Origin of the sequence: Methylobacterium sp. 13MFTsu3.1M2 (assembly GCF_900112625.1) — a bacterium.
GTDB lineage: Bacteria > Pseudomonadota > Alphaproteobacteria > Rhizobiales > Beijerinckiaceae > Methylobacterium.
The window spans coordinates 247,134-262,389 of record NZ_FOMM01000006.1 but is presented as its reverse complement, the minus strand read 5'-3'; the positions used below and the strand labels follow the sequence as shown (position 1 = coordinate 262,389).

Sequence of the window (15,256 nt, the reverse complement as noted above, 5' to 3'; positions counted from 1 at the left end):
TGAGCGGTCTCGGGCGAGGTGCAGGCACGCCGTACTCGCACGCCGTGCCCGCACCTCCGGAACCCGCATCGGCGCCGTGGCCTTCCAGCCGTCCCCCGCCTCGTAGTGGGCGGGTCCGCAGGTCGCTCAGGGTCGGCCCAGAGGCGGGTCGGCGCGGGGGCATTTCCTCACCCCGCCGGGCAGAGTGCCGCCCGGTCTCACGCCCGCATCCGAGGCACGCCCCGCACCGGTCCGTCGCCCGGGGCGATGGCGGCTGAGAGCCACCGACGCGGGCGCCGCCCCGTCCCCGGACCTGCACGGTCAGCCACCGGGCGGGCCCCCGAAGGACGGCCCGGGATCGCTACCGGGCCGCCGCGGACAGGTGCGGTCAGGAAGCACAAAATAGGAACATTGTCAAGGAAAACTGAGCGGCGCAGCGCTGTCGACGCGCCTCTCCGTCATCGCGAGCGCAGCGAAGCGACCCAGGGCGGCTCACCATCGGCAAGGTCGCGCTGCTGGCTCGCTTCGCTCCGCTCGCAAGGACGTCGGTGCCGAAGACTCATCGGCCGCGGGCACCGTCACGTGGGCCGAGCCCTGCCGGCGTTCCGTCGCGCTTCCGGGTCGGTGCACCACGCACGGCCGTCATCGACGTCACATCGGCCCGGAATGCCGAGCGTCAGCGGACGCAGATCCGTTCGCTAAGTTATTCTCGGAGCTTGAGGGACGCAGGAGGTGACATATGAGCGATTCGAATCGGTATTGCCGGATCTTTGTCGATGAAATGTCTATAGAGATCGGACTTATGGCCGTACACGGTTCGATATATTGCGAATAACAGAGAAAATAAGTCGATTATTTCTGAATTGGTCGATCAAATATGGGGCGATGTGATCTATCTGTCGTCGATGACTTGTCTTCAGGTCACGCTCCGGGGCATCCGGCTCCGCGCAACGGACGGGTTCTCCGGAGGCCGCGCGCCGGCGCCTCTCCGAGCGGCCTGATGCGCCGGGTCTTCTCGACGGCCGGGACACATCCCCGGACGCGCTTCAAGCTCTGGCAGGAGGTCGTCGCCGAACGGATCGGGCCGATCGAGCAGCGGCGGCGCGCCGACGGGCCGTTCGCGGGCGAGATCGAGATCGGCGCCGTCGGCCCGCTGACCTTGATCCGGATCACCCAGAGCGCCCTCACGACCACGATCACCGCCGATACGGTCCGGCGCCGGCCTGACGGGCTGATCCGCTTGAACTTCCGTCTCGCCGGCGCGTCCACCTTTCAGCAGCACGGCCGCGAGGCGGTGCAGGGGACGGGAGACCTCACCGTCATCGACCATCACCCGGGCGTGCTGGACGCGCGCACGGATGGCCAGACCCTGGTCATGGCCCTGCCGCGGGAGCGCCTCGAGGGCCTGCTCGGACCGGCCCGGCTGTTCACGGCCCTGACGATGCCCGCCGGATCGGCCACGACCCGCCTGGTGACGACCTTCTTCGGGGATCTGCTCCGGGTGAACCGGCAGCTCTCCCCCGAGGCGGCGGAGCGCATGGCGACCATCGGCGTGGATCTGATCGTGGCCGCGCTCGCGGATCGGATGGCCCGGGAGGTGCCGCATTCCCTGCACGGCAGCGTCGTGGTCCAGCGCGCCAAGGCCCATGTCGAGGCGAATCTCGGCGACCAGACCCTCGATCCGCCCCGGCTCGCCGCCGCGATGGGCGTGTCCCTGCGCCGGCTCCAGGAACTGTTCCACGAGCGCGGCCAGCACATCTCCGACTGGATCTGGGAGCGCCGCCTCGCGGCGGCGGCCAGGCGCCTCTCCGATCCGGTCAGCCTGCACCGCCCGATCGGCGTCGTGGCCTACGAGTGCGGCTTCGCGACCCAGGCCCATTTCGCCCGGCGCTTCAAGGACCGCCACGGCCTGTCGCCCCGCGCCTACAGGGAAGCCGCGATCTTGCGCCTGTCCGGCAGCCGGCCGGATCCGTGAGACGCCGCGACTCCGGTGCCGGTCGCGGGCGGCCGGGACGCGGCGCCGGGACGAGGGGCGGTGCCGTGCCCCGGGGCACGGCTCCGACGTCCCGGCCCCCGCCGCCCTCACCCGGCGCAGGCCGCCTCCGGCCGCACCGCTTCCCCGGCCGCGCGCCCCGCCGCGTCGAAGAGCGCGCGGCAATACGCGATCAGGCGGTCGGTCCGGTCCGCGCCGCTCCGGAAGGCGATGTGCCCGTCCGGGCGCACCAGCACGAGCGCCGGCTGGCCCTCCAGCCCGAAGGCGCCGTGTGCCCGGCCGTCCAGATCCGACAGGACGGGCACCTCCGCCGCCGCGATCAGGGGGCCGGCGAGGACGAGCCGCGGACGCAGCCAGGGCCAGGGCGCCACGGCCCGGACCGCCTCCAGAAGGGCGGGCGCCGCCTCCGGCGACCGTCCGTCGAAGCACAGGAGCGCCCAGCCCGTCGTCCATCCGTCCGGGTTGTAGAGGAACGGGAACAGGCGCGTGCGCACCCCGTCCCGCGTCACCGGCGCGTCCGGCGCGCGCTGGCCCGGCTTCGGCCCCGGCCGCAGCAGGTGCGTCAGGTTCGCGAGGCCCGACAGGTGATCCGCGTTCAGGAGGCTGCCGGGATAGGCGACGCCCATCTGCTGCATGTCGTCCGTCCCCTGCAGCAGGGAGCCCAGGTTCGGCAGCGCCTTCGCGGCCAGCCCCAGCACCGTGTCGGTGACGGGGCCGCGATAGACGGTCCACCGGAATCCGCGCACCTGCTGGGCGCTCAGCCGGGCGTGCTCGCCGCCGCGCTCGCCGTCGTAGGAGTCGAGGATGGCGGGCGCCGCCTCGCCCCGCAGGGTCATGGCCAGCCGCCACGCGATCTCGACCGCGTCGTGGAGGCCGGCATTCATCCCCTGGCCGCCGATCGGCAGGGACAGGTGCCCGGCATCGCCCGCCAGGAACACGCGGCCCCGCGCGTAGCCGGGGGAGACCCCGTAGGCGAAGCGGCTGTGGGTGAGCCATTGCGGGTCGCTCAGGGTGAGGGTCTCGTCGCCGGTGACCTCCCGGGCGAGGGCCTGGATCTCCGCGAGCGTCGGGTCGCGGTCCGGCACGCCGGCGTCGTCGGCCAGGAAGAACAGCCGGTGGTAGCCGCCCCAGACCGGCATGATGCCGGCGAAGCCGCGCGGGTAGTAGAAGAACCAGAGCTGGTCCGGCTCGGACCCGCGGCGCCAGGACAGCCGGGCGTCGACCTGCCGGTTCATGCAGCCCGCGAGCCGCTCGGGCTCGAAATCCAGGCCGAGCCGGGCGCGGACCGTGCTCCGGGCCCCGTCGGCGGCCACGCAGTAGCGGGCGCGCAGCCGCGTCTCCGGCCCGTCCGCGCCCCGCCGGAGGGTCACGGTGACGCCCGCCGCGTCCTGGTCGATGCCGGTCACCGTGCAGCCCCGGTCCAGCCGGCCGCCGCGGGCCTCGAACGCGTCGGTCAGGGTCCGCTCGATCACGTCCTGCCCGCTGTAGAGGACGTCGGGATAGGGGCTGGCGACGTCGGCGATGGGGATCGGCGTCGTCGGCGCGCCGTCGACGAAGAAGTTGATGGTGCGGACCGCGTAGGCATTCTCCGCCAGGGCGTCGCGCAGGCCGATGCCGGCGAGCAGCTCCTGCGGGCGGGCCCAGAGATTGTTGGCCCGCGAGTACGCCTTGACCTCCGCGCGCTGCTCCAGGATCAGGCACGACACGCCGTGATGGCGCAGGGCGCAGCCCGCGGTCAGGCCGACGGGGCCCGCGCCGACGACGATCACGTCGGCGTCGTAGCCCGGGGCGGCGTGGGCGTCGGTCATCGGTCGGTCTCCTGTCGGCTTTCCTGTCGGGTCTCGTGCGGGGTCTCGTGCGGGGTCTCGTGCGGGGTCTCCTGCCGGGCCTCCGCGGCGATGGACGCGATGGCGGCGTGGGAGGCGCCGATCCGCCGCTGCAGGCCCTGCAGCAGCGCGGCGGCGGCCTCGACGGCCTCGGGCGCGAGGCCCTCGGTGAGCCCGTCCGACCAGAGGGCGTTGCGCGCCATCGCCTGCCGATAGGCCTCCGCGCCCCGCGGGGTCATGGCCACGAGGGGCGCGCGGCGGTGGTGGGGGTTGGGCGCGAGCCGGATCAGCCCGTCGGCCCGCATCTCGCCGACGAGGCGCTGCACCGACTGGCGGGCGAGGCCCATGTTGCGGGCGATGTGGGCGACGGGCAGCGGCGCCGGCGCGAGGGCGATGGCCCCCAGCACCTGCCAGCGGGCGCTGGTGAGCCCAAGATCCTGCACCAGCGTGTCGCCGGCCGCGAGCAGGTCGCCGTTGAGGCGGAACACCGCGACCACGAGGTCCGACAGGGCGTGCCGGGTCCGGTCGCGGTCGCGGGCTGTCCGAGGCGGGTCGGGCTCCATGGACGCGTCCTTGTGGCAGGATATTGTCAGAATGACAGTATGCTGTCATCGCGCGGACAACGGCGCCGGCGCCGGACGGTTCCACGCCGGCGGCGGGCCGGATCCGGATGTCGGATACGGGCGACGGGGACGGGTGCCCGCCGGGCCCTAAGCCACCGCCGCGAGATCCCCGAACAGCGACAGCACGACCGGGCGCCGGTCGAGGTTGTAGATCGCCGCCTCCCGGGCGGCGTGGCCGAACCGGTCGGCGACCTCCACCAGGGCCGCGAGGCGGGCGGGGGGCTCGTCCCGGCGCCGGTCGATCTCGGCCGAGACGAAGCGCAGCACCGCGTCCTGGGCGGCCTCGAACCGCGCCTCGGCGTCGCGGCCCGCCAGGGTCTCGGCGAGCTTGAGCACCCGGCCCCAGTCGGGCGTGCGCGCCCGCGCCAGCAGGGTCTCGATCTCGGCCACGAGGCCGGCGGTGACCGGATCGAGCATCGCGAGCGCGCGGGCGACCGAGCCCTCGCACTGGGCCAGTGCCCGGGCCAGGGCGGTCTCGTCGGGCTGCGCGAAGGGCTCGGGCAGGCCGCGCACCACCCGGGCGACGTCCTCGGCCGGGAGGGGGCGCAGCATCAGCGCCCGGCAGCGGGAGCGGATGGTCGGCAGCAGCCGGCCGGGCTGGTGGGACAGGATCAGGAACAGCGCGCGGGGCGGCGGCTCCTCCAGCACCTTCAGCAGCGCGTTGGCGGCGTTGGCGTTCAGGTCCTCGGCGCTGTCGAGGATGCAGACGCGCCAGCCCGAATCCGCGGCCGTCGAGGCGAACAGGTCGAGGGCGCGGCGCACGGCGTCGACCGAGATCTTGGTCGGCAGCGTCTTGGCGCCGGCGCTCCGGTGGCGGCGCAGGACCACGAGGTTCGGGTGCGACAGGCCCGCCACCTTGCCGAGGACGGCGTCGCCCGCCGGCACGGCGAGGCCCGCCGGGCCCCCGCCCCCCGGGTAGGCGAGCAGGCGCCGGGCGACCCGGTAGGCCAGGGTCGCCTTGCCGATGCCGGGGGCGCCGCCGATCAGCCACGCGTGGTGCAGGCGCCCCGCCGCGATGGCGGCCGCGAAGGCGTCGGCCGCGGCCGCGTGGCCGACGAGCCCGAGGGTCTCGCGCGGGCGCGGGATCCCGGCGAGGTCCCCGGGCTCGACGTCGTCGGCGGCGCGGTCGGTGGGCTTCACGGGGCGGGTCTCACGGGGCGGGTCTCACGGGGCGGGCTTCACGGGCGGGCTTCATGGAGTGGGTCTCACGGCGCGGGCCGGCGGGCTCCGATCTGGGCGGCGCGCCCGCGCGACTGCTTACACGGCCGCCGGCCAGGATGGGACCGGTCGGGCCGGGACCGGCCACGCCCGTACGGCCGCTCACGCGGCGTCGCCGCTCCGGCCCGCCCCCGCCGGCCGGTCGGGCAGGAGCGCCGGCAGCCGGGACGCGACGGCGGCGCGGATCGCCGCCTCGACCGTGTCGGGATCGCGGGACGCGTCGATCACCGCGCAGCGCCCCGGTTCCGCCCGGGCGATCGCCAGGAAGGCCTCCCGCAGCCGGACGTGGAAGTCGAGGGCCTCGGCCTCGAACCGGTCGGCCCCCTGCCCCGTCCGGGCGCCGCGCCCGGCCGCGCGGGCGAGGCCGGACTCGGGGGCGAGGTCGAGGATCAGGGTGAGATCGGGCCGGGTCGGGCCGACGACGACCCGCTCCAGGGCGTCCACGAGCCCGGGATCGAGCCCCCCGGCGGCGCCCTGGTAGGCCCGGGTCGAGTCGATGAACCGGTCGCACAGCACGGTCTCGCCCCGGCGGAGCGCCGGGCGGATCAGCCGGTCGAGATGGTCGATCCGGGCGGCGCTGAACAGCAGGGCCTCCGCGAAGGGGCCGTAGGGCTTGGCGACGCCGTCGAGCAGCGCCGTGCGGATCTCCTCCGCCCGCGGCGAGCCGCCGGGCTCGCGCGTCACGCAGACGGGCCGCCCCGAGCGCGCGCGCAGGGTCGCGGCGAGGCGGGCGATCTGGGTCGACTTGCCGGCCCCCTCCCCGCCCTCGACGGTGATGAAGGTGCCGCCCGCCCCGGCGGGATCCCCGGACAGCGGCCCGGTCACGCGCGCGCCGTCACGACGGGTTGGCCGCCCCGGCAGCACCCTTGTCCCCGCCCTTGTCGGTTCCCTTGTCGGTTCCCTTGCCGGCCCGGTCGAAGGCCTTGCGGACGAGGCCGGTGCCGAATTCCAGCGCCGCGTCCATCGCCCGCTGCGACAGGGTGCCGGGCTCCACCGCGGCGCCGGCGAAGAGCGGCTGGTCGAGGGCGACGGTGTCGCCGCGCTGGACGCGCAGGATCCCGACCCGCTGGCCCTCCTCCACCGGGGCGATGAGCGGCCCGGTATAGATCGCCCTGGCGCTGACCCGGTCGCTGGAGCCCCGCGGCAGCAGCACCCGCACGGGCTTCTTCGCCACCAGCGGCACCGAGCCCGACTGGCCGCCGAACACCGAGGCCTCGGCCACGGTCTCGCCCGGCGCGAAGACCTGCCGGGGCTCGAAGGCGCGGAACCCCCACTCCATCAGCTTGCGCGACTCGGAGGCGCGGTCCCGGGCAGTCTTGAGCCCCGAGACCACCAGCACGAGCCGCTGGCCGTTCTGCACCGCCGAGCCGGTGAGCGCGTAGCCGGATTCCTCCAGGTAGCCGGTCTTGAGCCCGTCCGCGCCGATGTCGAGGGCGAGCAGCGGGTTGCGGTTCTGCTGGCGGATCTTGTTCCAGGTGAACTCCTTCTCGGCGAAGATCTTGTAGTAGTCCGGGTAGGTGTCGATGATGTGCAGCGCGAGCTTCGCCATGTCCCGGGCCGTGACCTTCTGGTCGGGCGCCGAGTAGCCGGTGGCGTTGCGGAAGGTCGAGTTCGTCAGCCCGATCTCCTTGGCGCGCTGGTTCATCAGCCCGGCGAAGGCCTCCTCGGAGCCGGCCATGTTCTCCGCGATGGTGATGGCCGCGTCGTTGCCCGACTGCACGATCAGGCCGCGCAGCAGGTCCGACATCTTGATGCGGCTGTTCACCTGCGCGAACATCGACGAGCCGCCGCCCCCGGCCCCGCCGCGCTTCCACGCGTCCTCGGTGACGGTGAACTCCGTGTCCATCGACAGGCGGCCGGATTTCAGCGCCTCGAACACGATGTCGGTGGTCATGAGCTTGGCCATGCTGGCCGGCGAGAACCGCTCGTCGGCGGCCTTCTCGAACAGGACCGAGCCGGAATCGGCGTCGATCAGGATCGCGTGCGGGGCCGCGGTCTGGAAAGTCTGCGCGGCGGCGGCGGCGAGGCCGGCGCCCAGCGCGCAGGCGGCCGCGAGAAGGGTGAGAAGGGGTCTGCGCATCACCGTTCCGTCCCGCGCCTGCCGTCGGGCCGGAAGCGTCCCGCCCGTATCCCAATAACAAGCGTGACCATATTACGGTTTCGGCGCCGGATCGAATGCGAAATGCCGCATCGGCCGCCACATCGACCGCCACATGGGCCGCCGGACCCGTCGGGCGGCCGCGGGTCGGCCCAGGCGCCGCCGTCAGTAGATCCCGGCGAGGCGGGCGTGTCCCGCCTTGCCGGCGGTCTTGGTGGCCGGCCCCTTGGCGGCGGGGGCCTTGGGGGCGGTCTTGGCAGAGGTGGTCGCGGAGCCGTTCGCGGCCGGCGCACTGGCCTTCGTGGCCGACGCCCTGGCCGGCACCGCGGCGAGGCGCGCCATGGCGAGCTTGGCCGAGGCCGGCATCGCGGCGGGCATCGCGGCCGGGGACGCGCCGTGCGGCGCGGAGGACGGGCCCGACGACGCCTTGGCGAGCTTCACGGTCCCGGGCGCCGGGATCGCCCGGCGATGGACCTCGGCGAGGGCCGGGCCGGCCTTCGGGCCGGCCTTCCCACCGGCATGACCGTGCGCCGGCGGCGCGGCCGGGGCGAGGCCGGGGGTGTGGGCCGGGTTGAGGCCCGCGACCTTCAGGGTCCCGGCCCCGAGGCCGCCCCTGGCGGCGACGGCCGGCACCGGGGCGGGCCGGAACTCGCGCACCCGCGACGCGGTGGGCTGCACGGCCGCCGGGACCGTCACGGCGGCCGAGGCCAGCACGATCGGCGCGCGCACCGGCGCCGCCCGCTCGGGCCGGGCGGCCGGGGCCTCGGCGGGCGCCTTCCCGGCCGCCGTCCCGGCCTCCGTCCCGCTCTCCTCCGCCTCCTGGGCGGGCCTGAAGGCCAGAGCCGGGGCTGAGCGCGTGTAGCGCTCGGTGTCCTCCGTCGGGCCGAGATCGGCCATCATCACGGTCGAGCGGCCGGCCGGCCGCCCGTCGGTGCGCAGGCTCGCGAGGAGCTTGCGGTCGTCGCTGCCGGCCACCGAGGCCTTGCCGACATACTCGACGCGCACCCGCGCGGTGCCCCTGCGGTGGAAGCCCAGCGCTTCGGCCGCATCCTCCGACACGTCCATGACCCGGCCGGCATGGTAGGGGCCGCGGTCGTTGACGCGCACCAGCATCGAGTAGCCGTTCTCGAGGTTCGTCACCCGGGCGTAGCTCGGCAGCGGCAGGGTCGGGTGGGCGGCGGCGATCGAGTGGCGGTCGAAGACCTCGCCGTTGGCGGTCATGCGGCCGTGGAAGGCCGAGCCGTACCAGGAGGCGAGCCCCTCGCGCACGTAGCCGCTCGGATTCTCCTTCGGCACGTAGGTCTGCCCGGCCACCACGTAGGGCTTGCCGGTGTAGCGGCGCCCGCCGCCCTTCGGGATCACGTCGCCCTCGTTGTAGAGGCGCGGGCTCGCCTTGACCCCGTATTTCGGGTCGATCCCGTTCCCGGCGGCGAGCTTCTGCTGGGGCGAGGTCGCGCAGTTGGCCGTGGCCAGGGCCACGCCCGAGACGGCGATGAGCCGCAGGGCGAGGCGCGCCGGCCGGGGAAGCGTCGTGCGCACCATCGTGGGGTTCACCAAACTCTACGCGTGAGCGGGGCCCGACCGGACCGGAGCCGGCCGCGTGCACGGGGCCGCGATCGGTCCACCCAGATTTGTAGCGGTCGCGTAAAGGAAGCCTGAACGATGGGCTGCGGCCGGGTTCAGGAAGCGGGCCGCGCGGCCGGTCGGTTCTCGAGCATTGCGCGCGGATCGACGGGCAACATCTTGTTCGGGAACGGATTTTTCAAATTCTTACTGGCGCGCCCGTCCGACCGCCCCCGGGCGCGGCGCTCCACTTTTCCGTGTGGGAGCGGGGCCAGGATCGCGATGGCTCGGGACCGAGCCGGTGCGGAGGCCGCGGCCGCTTGATCCGCGCCGGCCCTCCGCGGCGCCGCGGTCCCGGAGGGCCGGAAGGCGCCGCGCGCAGCAGCGGCACGCTCCGGAGCGGCCGCGCCGCCCCGGGTGTAATAGCCCGAAGGCCGAGTTCGCCCTCAGCGGGACTGCGTGTCGGTGAGCTGCCCGATCGACTGGGCGCCCCGCTGCTTGAACAGCAGGTCGAGGCCTTCCAGCATCAGCGCGTGCATCTTGGTCCGCTCGGCGTAGGCGAGGTCGCGCAGCTGGTCGTAGACCGGCGGCTCCAGGTAGACCGACATCTGGCGGGCGCGCTGCTTGAGCGTGGCCGCCTGCTTCGGCGCCGGGGGCGCGAGGGTGAGCGACACGATCTCGGCGCCCTGCGGCCGGGCCGCCTGGGGCCGGGCCGGCGGGCTCGCCGAGGCCACGATCGCCGCGAGGCTGAGCTTAGGCGGCTTGGACATGCTGGCCCGTCCTCAGGGACTGCGTGCGGCGCTCGATCCACGACCAGAGGCGGCGGACCTCGCCGGCGGCCTGGCCCTTGGGGTTGAACTCGGTGACGCCCTGGCCGAGGCCGATCGCGTCCTGGTGGTCGGTGCGGGCGACGATGTTCACGTCGGGCAGGATGCCCAGCACCGCGAGCCCGTCCGCGGCGTCGCGGACCCGGTAGGAGCGCGGCGGGGTCTGGTTCAGCACGAAGGCGAACTTCTTCTCCAGCCGGTAGACGGCGGCCAGGGTCGGCTTGAACGCCCGCAGGTCCGCGGGGGTCGGCCGGCACGGGATGATGCACAGATCCGCGGCGCGGATCGCCGAGAGGGTGCCGGTGGAATCGACGCCGGGCGTGTCGATGAACACGTAGTCGTAGGCGGAGTCGCGCAGGCGCTCCATCACGGCGTCGATCTGGGTGGCGTCGATCTGCGCCACCTCGGGACCGTCGGCCGTGCGGTGGTCCAGCCAGTCGGAGATCGTGGCCTGCCGGTCCATCTCCAGGATGCAGACCGTGTGGCCCGCCTCCCGGGCGGCCACCGCCAGTGAGATGCACAGCGTGCTCTTGCCGCTGCCGCCCTTCTGCGTGACGAAGGTGATCGCTTTCATCCCGGGCGTCCTCCAGAAGGCCCCATGCATCCGTCCGGGCGCCCGCAACTGCCGGTCGCCGCGCCGTCTGTGCCAACCTCAGGTATGGGATTCGCGGCGTGCCGCGATCCTGTGACCCAAGGATGTCGGGGCACAGGTTGGGGCCGACATGGTTAACGAGCCGTTAAGACAACGGTCCCTCCCGGATATCCCCGCCCAGTGCGGCAGCAGGACAGCGGTCTAAACTTCAAGTTAAGATTCTTGGCATATAGAGGGTTAACAGCCTTTCCAGCGACGCCCGGATACCGTAGCGTGAGCGCGGGTGAGACGAGGAGCTTGGTGGGGGTGAAAACCTCAAGTTTAAAGACAAGGATCGCCCCATCGAGGAATGGCATGTCCGAAGCCCCGATCCCGCAATCCATTCTGGAGGCCTCCGGCGTCGTGGGCACCTGGGCCCACGATTACTGGGCGGGGCAGCTGGCGCTCTCGGCCCCGCTCGCGGATCTGCTCGGCCTGGACCCCGAGGCGGCCGCCGCCGGCGTGTCTCTTGAGGCCTTCCTCGACCGCACCCATCCCGAGGACCGCGTCCGGATCGAGAGCTATCTCCACGCGGTGGCCGAGACCGGCGGTCCCGTCGAGGCGGAGTTCCGCACGAAGGACACCCGCACCGGGATCCGCACGCTGCTGATGCGCGGCCGGATCGAGCGCGACCCCGCCGGCGGGGCGACCCGCGGGCGCGGCATCGCCATCGACCGCACCGAGGAGCAGGCCGCCAACCTCGTGCAGAGCGAGCGGGTGGTGAACCGGATGGCCGAGCACGTCATAGCCCTGCGCGACCTCGCCCGCGCCCTGCACCGGCCGTCGCTCACCGACCGGATCGAGCACCTGATGATCGAGATCGGCTTCGAGCTCGCTCGCTTCCTGCCCGAGCCCGAGGACGAGCCGCGCCACTGAGCGCGCCACTGAGCGCGCGACGGGGCGCGGAAGCCCCGCCGGGCCGATTGATCGCGCCCGTTCCGGCAAGCTACTGTCCCGGCAACACTTTGCCGGGAGGACGGGGATGGCCCGCGACACGATCTACGACCGCGACCTCGACCGCGTCCCGGCCAACCACCAGCCGCTGACGCCCCTGCTCTACCTGGACCGGGCCGCGCGGGTGTTTCCCGACCACGTCGCGGTGGTCCACGGCCCCCTGCGGCGGCCCTACCGGGAGGTCTACGCCCGGGCCCGCCGCCTCGCCTCGGCGCTGGCGGCGCGCGGGATCGGCCGCGGCGACACCGTGGCGGCGCTGCTCGCCAACACCCCCGAGATGATCGAGTGCCACTACGGCGTGCCGATGACCGGGGCGGTGCTCAACACCCTCAACACCCGCCTCGACGCCGACGCGATCCGCTTCTGCCTGCAGCACGGCGAGGCCAAGGTGCTGATCACCGACCGCGAGTTTTCCCGGACGGCCGCCGGGGCCCTGGAGGGGCTGGAGCCCAAGCCCTTCGTGATCGACGTCGACGATCCCGAGTACGACGGCCCGGGCGCCCGCCTGGGCGCGACCGACTACGAGGCCTTCCTGGCCGGCGGCGACCCGGAGCACGACTGGCGGCTGCCGGACGACGAGTGGGACGCGATCACCCTGAACTACACGTCGGGCACCACCGGCGACCCGAAGGGCGTGGTCTACCACCATCGCGGGGCGGCGCTGCTGGCCCTCGGCAACGTCATCACGGGCGGGCTCGGCCAGCACCCGGTCTATCTCTGGACCCTGCCGATGTTCCACTGCAACGGCTGGTGCTTCCCCTGGACCCTGTCGATCGTGGCCGGGACCCATGTCTGCCTGCGGCAGGTGCGGGCCGAGACGATGTACCGGCTGATGGCCGAGCACGGGGTCACGCATCTCTGCGGCGCGCCGATCGTCATGCAGATGCTGATCAACGCCCCCGATGCCGAGCGCCGCGACCTGCCCCGGCGCGTCGCCTTCTTCACCGCCGCGGCCCCGCCGCCGGAGGCGGTGCTGGCCGGCATGTCGGAGGCCGGGTTCGACGTGACCCACCTGTACGGCCTGACCGAGAGCTACGGCCCGGCGGTGGTCAACGCCTGGCACGCCGACTGGGACGCGTTGGCGGCCGACCAGCGGGCAGCCCGGAAGGCCCGCCAGGGCGTGCGCTACCCGGTGCTCGAGGCCCTGGACGTGCGCGACCCGGAGACGCTGGAGCCGGTGCCCGCCGACGGGGCGACGATCGGCGAGGTGATGATGCGCGGCAACGTGGTGATGCGCGGCTACCTCAAGAACCCGGCGGCCACGCAGGCCGCCTTCAAGGGCGGCTGGTTCCGCACCGGCGACCTCGGGGTGAAGCACCCGGACGGCTACGTGCAGCTCAAGGACCGCTCGAAGGACATCATCATCTCGGGCGGCGAGAACATCTCGTCGATCGAGGTCGAGGACGCCCTGTTCAAGCACCCGGCAGTGGCCGCGGCCGCGGTGGTGGCCAAGCCCGACGCGAAGTGGGGCGAGACGCCCTGCGCCTTCGTCGAGCTCAAAGCCGGCGCGACCCCCACGGCCGACGAGCTGATCCAGTGGTGCCGGGGGCGGCTGGCCTCCTACAAGCTCCCCCGCCACGTGGTCTTCGGCGAGCTGCCGAAGACCTCCACCGGCAAGGTGCAGAAGTTCATCCTGCGCGAGCGGGCCCGGCAGGACGGGGCCTGATCCGCGCCCGGCCCGGCACCCGTCGATCGGAGCGGCGGGCCGGTCAGGCCTGCGGCGGATCCCGGCGGTCGGCGCGCACCGGCACCGGCACGGGCTTCGGGGCGGACCCGGCGTCGCGGAGGTCGGCCAGGATCTGGGCGACGAACGCCTGGAGCGACACGAGGCTGAACAGGGTGATCGACGCGACCAGGGCGGCGGAGACCAGGGTCTTGGCGGTTTCGGGATCCACGGCGGGAGTCCTTGGCTTCGCCCCGCCGCGGGCGATCCGGGCGGGGGGCGCCGCTGTGGCGCCGGTGCCTCCCCAAAGTGGGCGCGTCGCCCGCGCCGCGCCAGCGCCGCCGCGGTCGCGCCTGGCATGCGCGGAGGGCCGGGCTCGGCCGCGATCCCGGTCGCCGCGACGCTTCGTCCGGCCGGGGATGATCGCGCGGGACCGTGCAGCTTTCCTGGCTGGTGGAACGTTGCGTTTCCCGCAATAAGCGCCGGCGCGGAGCGGCGCGCATCGGGAGAGACGGCATGGCCGGCAGCGGCATCGCGGGCGGCACCGCGAACGGCACCGCGAACGGCACCCGCGCGGCGCTGCGCGCCGCTCAGGGGCTGATCCTGGCCGCCGGACTGGGAACTGTGCTGGGAGCCGGGCCTGTCGCGGGCCCCGCCCGGGCGCAGGGGCCGGTCCCGGCCCAGCCCGCGCCCCTGCCCACGACGCCTCCGAACGCCCCCGCCGCGCCGGGAGCGCCGGCGGCGGAGCCGGGCCCGGCCGAGCCGGTGACCCGCGCCGGCTACTTCTACATCGGCGGCCGCTACCAGAAGCTCGGCGACAAGACCGTGATGGTCGGCCAGATGTTCGTGCAGTCGCGCACCCCGGCCCGGGTCACGCAGCCCTACCCGGTGGTGATGGTCCACGGCCTCGCCCAGACCGGCGTGAACTACCTCGCCACCGCGGACGGCCGCCCGGGCTGGGTGCAGCGCTTCGTCGAGAAGGGCTACCAGGTCTACGTGGTCGATCAGGTCGGGCGCGGGCGCTCGGGCACCAACCCGGAGGTCTACGGCCCCTACGACCGGCTCGGCACCCGCAGCCTGGAGCGCACCCACACGGCGCCCGAGGTCTACGACCTCTACCCGCAGGCCAAGCTCCACACCCGCTGGCCGGGCGGGGCCGGCGTGCAGGGCAACGCTGCCTTCGACCAATTCTTCGCCAGCCAGGTCCCGTTCCTCGCCAACAGCCAGCAGACCGAGGAATGGGTCGACCCGGCCCTGGTGGCGCTGCTGGACAGGATCGGGCCGGCGATCCTGCTCACCCACGGTCAGGCGGCCCTGTTCGGCTGGGCGGCCTCGGACGCGCGGCCGGACCTCGTGAAGGCCCATGTTGCCGTCGAGCCCAATGGCCCGCCCTTCTTCGACGTGCAGTTCCGCGGCGGCAAGGAGTTCTGGGAGAAGACCGGCGACGGGCGCGCCCGCGCCTACGGGCTGACCCGCATGCCGCTGACCTTCGACCCGCCGGTCCGGGCGCCCGAGGACCTGACGGTGGCGCAGGCGGCCAAGGGGTCCGATTCCAAGTCCGACAGGGCGGCGGACGGGCGGATCCGCTGCTGGCTGCAGGGCGAGCCCGTCCGGTCCCTGCCGAACCTCGCCAAGGTGCCGGCCGTGGTGGTGACCGCGGAGGCCTCCTTCCACGCGACCTACGACGACTGCACCGTCGCGTTCCTGACCCAGGCCGGCGCCAGGCCGGACGTGGTCCGGCTGGCCGACCGCGGCCTCCACGGCAACGGCCACATGATGATGCTGGAGACGAACAGCGACGCCGTCGCGGACGTCCTGGCCGGCTGGCTCGCGGACCGGGTGAAGTAGCCCCGCGGGACCGCCCCCCGCCGCACCACCGAT

Annotated in this window: 13 protein-coding genes; 4 read left to right on the top strand and 9 right to left on the bottom strand. The window is 73.8% G+C overall.

Features of this window, described 5'->3' with window-relative positions; genetic code table 11:
* The first annotated feature begins 979 nt into the window (after positions 1-979).
* Complete coding sequence (locus tag BM314_RS07085; RefSeq protein ID WP_091977616.1) at positions 980-1,954, top strand: helix-turn-helix domain-containing protein; 975 nt, start codon at positions 980-982, stop codon at positions 1,952-1,954.
* Between the two features lie 107 nt (positions 1,955-2,061).
* Here the strand turns inward: BM314_RS07085 and BM314_RS07080 are convergent, their stop codons facing one another.
* The 8 genes from BM314_RS07080 to BM314_RS07045 all read right to left on the bottom strand — a co-directional run bounded on the left by BM314_RS07080 (position 2,062) and on the right by BM314_RS07045 (position 10,701).
* A complete protein-coding gene (locus BM314_RS07080; protein ID WP_091977614.1) occupies positions 2,062-3,780 on the bottom strand; it encodes an FAD-dependent monooxygenase in 1,719 nt (572 codons plus the stop codon).
* Positions 3,777-4,361, bottom strand: coding sequence for a MarR family winged helix-turn-helix transcriptional regulator (locus BM314_RS07075; RefSeq protein ID WP_091977613.1), 585 nt, complete (start codon positions 4,359-4,361; stop codon positions 3,777-3,779). The genes BM314_RS07080 and BM314_RS07075 overlap by 4 nt, the downstream gene beginning before the upstream one ends.
* Positions 4,362-4,508: 147 nt before the next feature.
* A complete protein-coding gene (locus BM314_RS07070) occupies positions 4,509-5,561 on the bottom strand; it encodes a DNA polymerase III subunit delta' (RefSeq protein WP_091977611.1) in 1,053 nt (350 codons plus the stop codon).
* 180 nt (positions 5,562-5,741) lie between these two features.
* A complete protein-coding gene (gene tmk / locus BM314_RS07065) occupies positions 5,742-6,464 on the bottom strand; it encodes a dTMP kinase (RefSeq protein WP_091977642.1) in 723 nt (240 codons plus the stop codon).
* A gap of 10 nt (positions 6,465-6,474) precedes the next feature.
* Complete coding sequence (locus tag BM314_RS07060) at positions 6,475-7,719, bottom strand: D-alanyl-D-alanine carboxypeptidase family protein (RefSeq protein WP_091977610.1); 1,245 nt, start codon at positions 7,717-7,719, stop codon at positions 6,475-6,477.
* Between the two features lie 183 nt (positions 7,720-7,902).
* A complete protein-coding gene (locus BM314_RS07055; protein WP_091977608.1) occupies positions 7,903-9,279 on the bottom strand; it encodes a septal ring lytic transglycosylase RlpA family protein in 1,377 nt (458 codons plus the stop codon).
* 467 nt (positions 9,280-9,746) lie between these two features.
* Positions 9,747-10,070, bottom strand: coding sequence for a ribbon-helix-helix domain-containing protein (locus BM314_RS07050; RefSeq protein ID WP_020095560.1), 324 nt, complete (start codon positions 10,068-10,070; stop codon positions 9,747-9,749).
* Positions 10,054-10,701, bottom strand: coding sequence for a ParA family protein (locus tag BM314_RS07045; RefSeq protein ID WP_012318487.1), 648 nt, complete (start codon positions 10,699-10,701; stop codon positions 10,054-10,056). Before BM314_RS07045 ends, BM314_RS07050 begins: the two co-directional genes overlap by 17 nt.
* Positions 10,702-11,073: 372 nt before the next feature.
* Here BM314_RS07045 and BM314_RS07040 point away from each other — a divergent pair, with 372 nt between their 5' ends.
* Together BM314_RS07040 and BM314_RS07035 are read left to right on the top strand one after the other, a co-directional pair.
* Positions 11,074-11,634 (top strand): PAS domain-containing protein, encoded by a 561-nt coding sequence (locus BM314_RS07040; protein WP_020095561.1) that lies wholly within the window; start codon positions 11,074-11,076, stop codon positions 11,632-11,634.
* 106 nt (positions 11,635-11,740) lie between these two features.
* Positions 11,741-13,378 (top strand): acyl-CoA synthetase, encoded by a 1,638-nt coding sequence (locus BM314_RS07035; RefSeq protein WP_056524616.1) that lies wholly within the window; start codon positions 11,741-11,743, stop codon positions 13,376-13,378.
* 43 nt (positions 13,379-13,421) lie between these two features.
* On the opposite strand, the gene BM314_RS07030 is transcribed toward BM314_RS07035, so the two are convergent.
* Positions 13,422-13,607: a hypothetical protein gene (locus BM314_RS07030; RefSeq protein WP_091977606.1), complete on the bottom strand. Its 186-nt coding sequence runs from the start codon at positions 13,605-13,607 to the stop codon at positions 13,422-13,424.
* Between the two features lie 284 nt (positions 13,608-13,891).
* Between BM314_RS07030 and BM314_RS07025 the strand changes: the two genes are divergently transcribed.
* Complete coding sequence (locus BM314_RS07025) at positions 13,892-15,223, top strand: alpha/beta hydrolase (RefSeq protein WP_091977605.1); 1,332 nt, start codon at positions 13,892-13,894, stop codon at positions 15,221-15,223.
* Positions 15,224-15,256: the final 33 nt, after the last annotated feature.

Excerpts from the sequence above, each read along its gene's own strand:
- BM314_RS07085 (WP_091977616.1), top strand. The coding sequence starts at position 980 with ATGCGCCGGGTCTTCTCGACGGCCGGGACACATCCCCGGACGCGCTTC.
- BM314_RS07080 (WP_091977614.1), bottom strand. The coding sequence starts at position 3,780 with ATGACCGACGCCCACGCCGCCCCGGGCTACGACGCCGACGTGATCGTC.
- BM314_RS07075 (WP_091977613.1), bottom strand. The coding sequence starts at position 4,361 with ATGGAGCCCGACCCGCCTCGGACAGCCCGCGACCGCGACCGGACCCGG.
- BM314_RS07060 (WP_091977610.1), bottom strand. The coding sequence starts at position 7,719 with ATGCGCAGACCCCTTCTCACCCTTCTCGCGGCCGCCTGCGCGCTGGGC.
- BM314_RS07055 (WP_091977608.1), bottom strand. The coding sequence starts at position 9,279 with ATGGTGCGCACGACGCTTCCCCGGCCGGCGCGCCTCGCCCTGCGGCTC.
- BM314_RS07050 (WP_020095560.1), bottom strand. The coding sequence starts at position 10,070 with ATGTCCAAGCCGCCTAAGCTCAGCCTCGCGGCGATCGTGGCCTCGGCG.
- BM314_RS07045 (WP_012318487.1), bottom strand. The coding sequence starts at position 10,701 with ATGAAAGCGATCACCTTCGTCACGCAGAAGGGCGGCAGCGGCAAGAGC.
- BM314_RS07040 (WP_020095561.1), top strand. The coding sequence starts at position 11,074 with ATGTCCGAAGCCCCGATCCCGCAATCCATTCTGGAGGCCTCCGGCGTC.
- BM314_RS07035 (WP_056524616.1), top strand. The coding sequence starts at position 11,741 with ATGGCCCGCGACACGATCTACGACCGCGACCTCGACCGCGTCCCGGCC.
- BM314_RS07025 (WP_091977605.1), top strand. The coding sequence starts at position 13,892 with ATGGCCGGCAGCGGCATCGCGGGCGGCACCGCGAACGGCACCGCGAAC.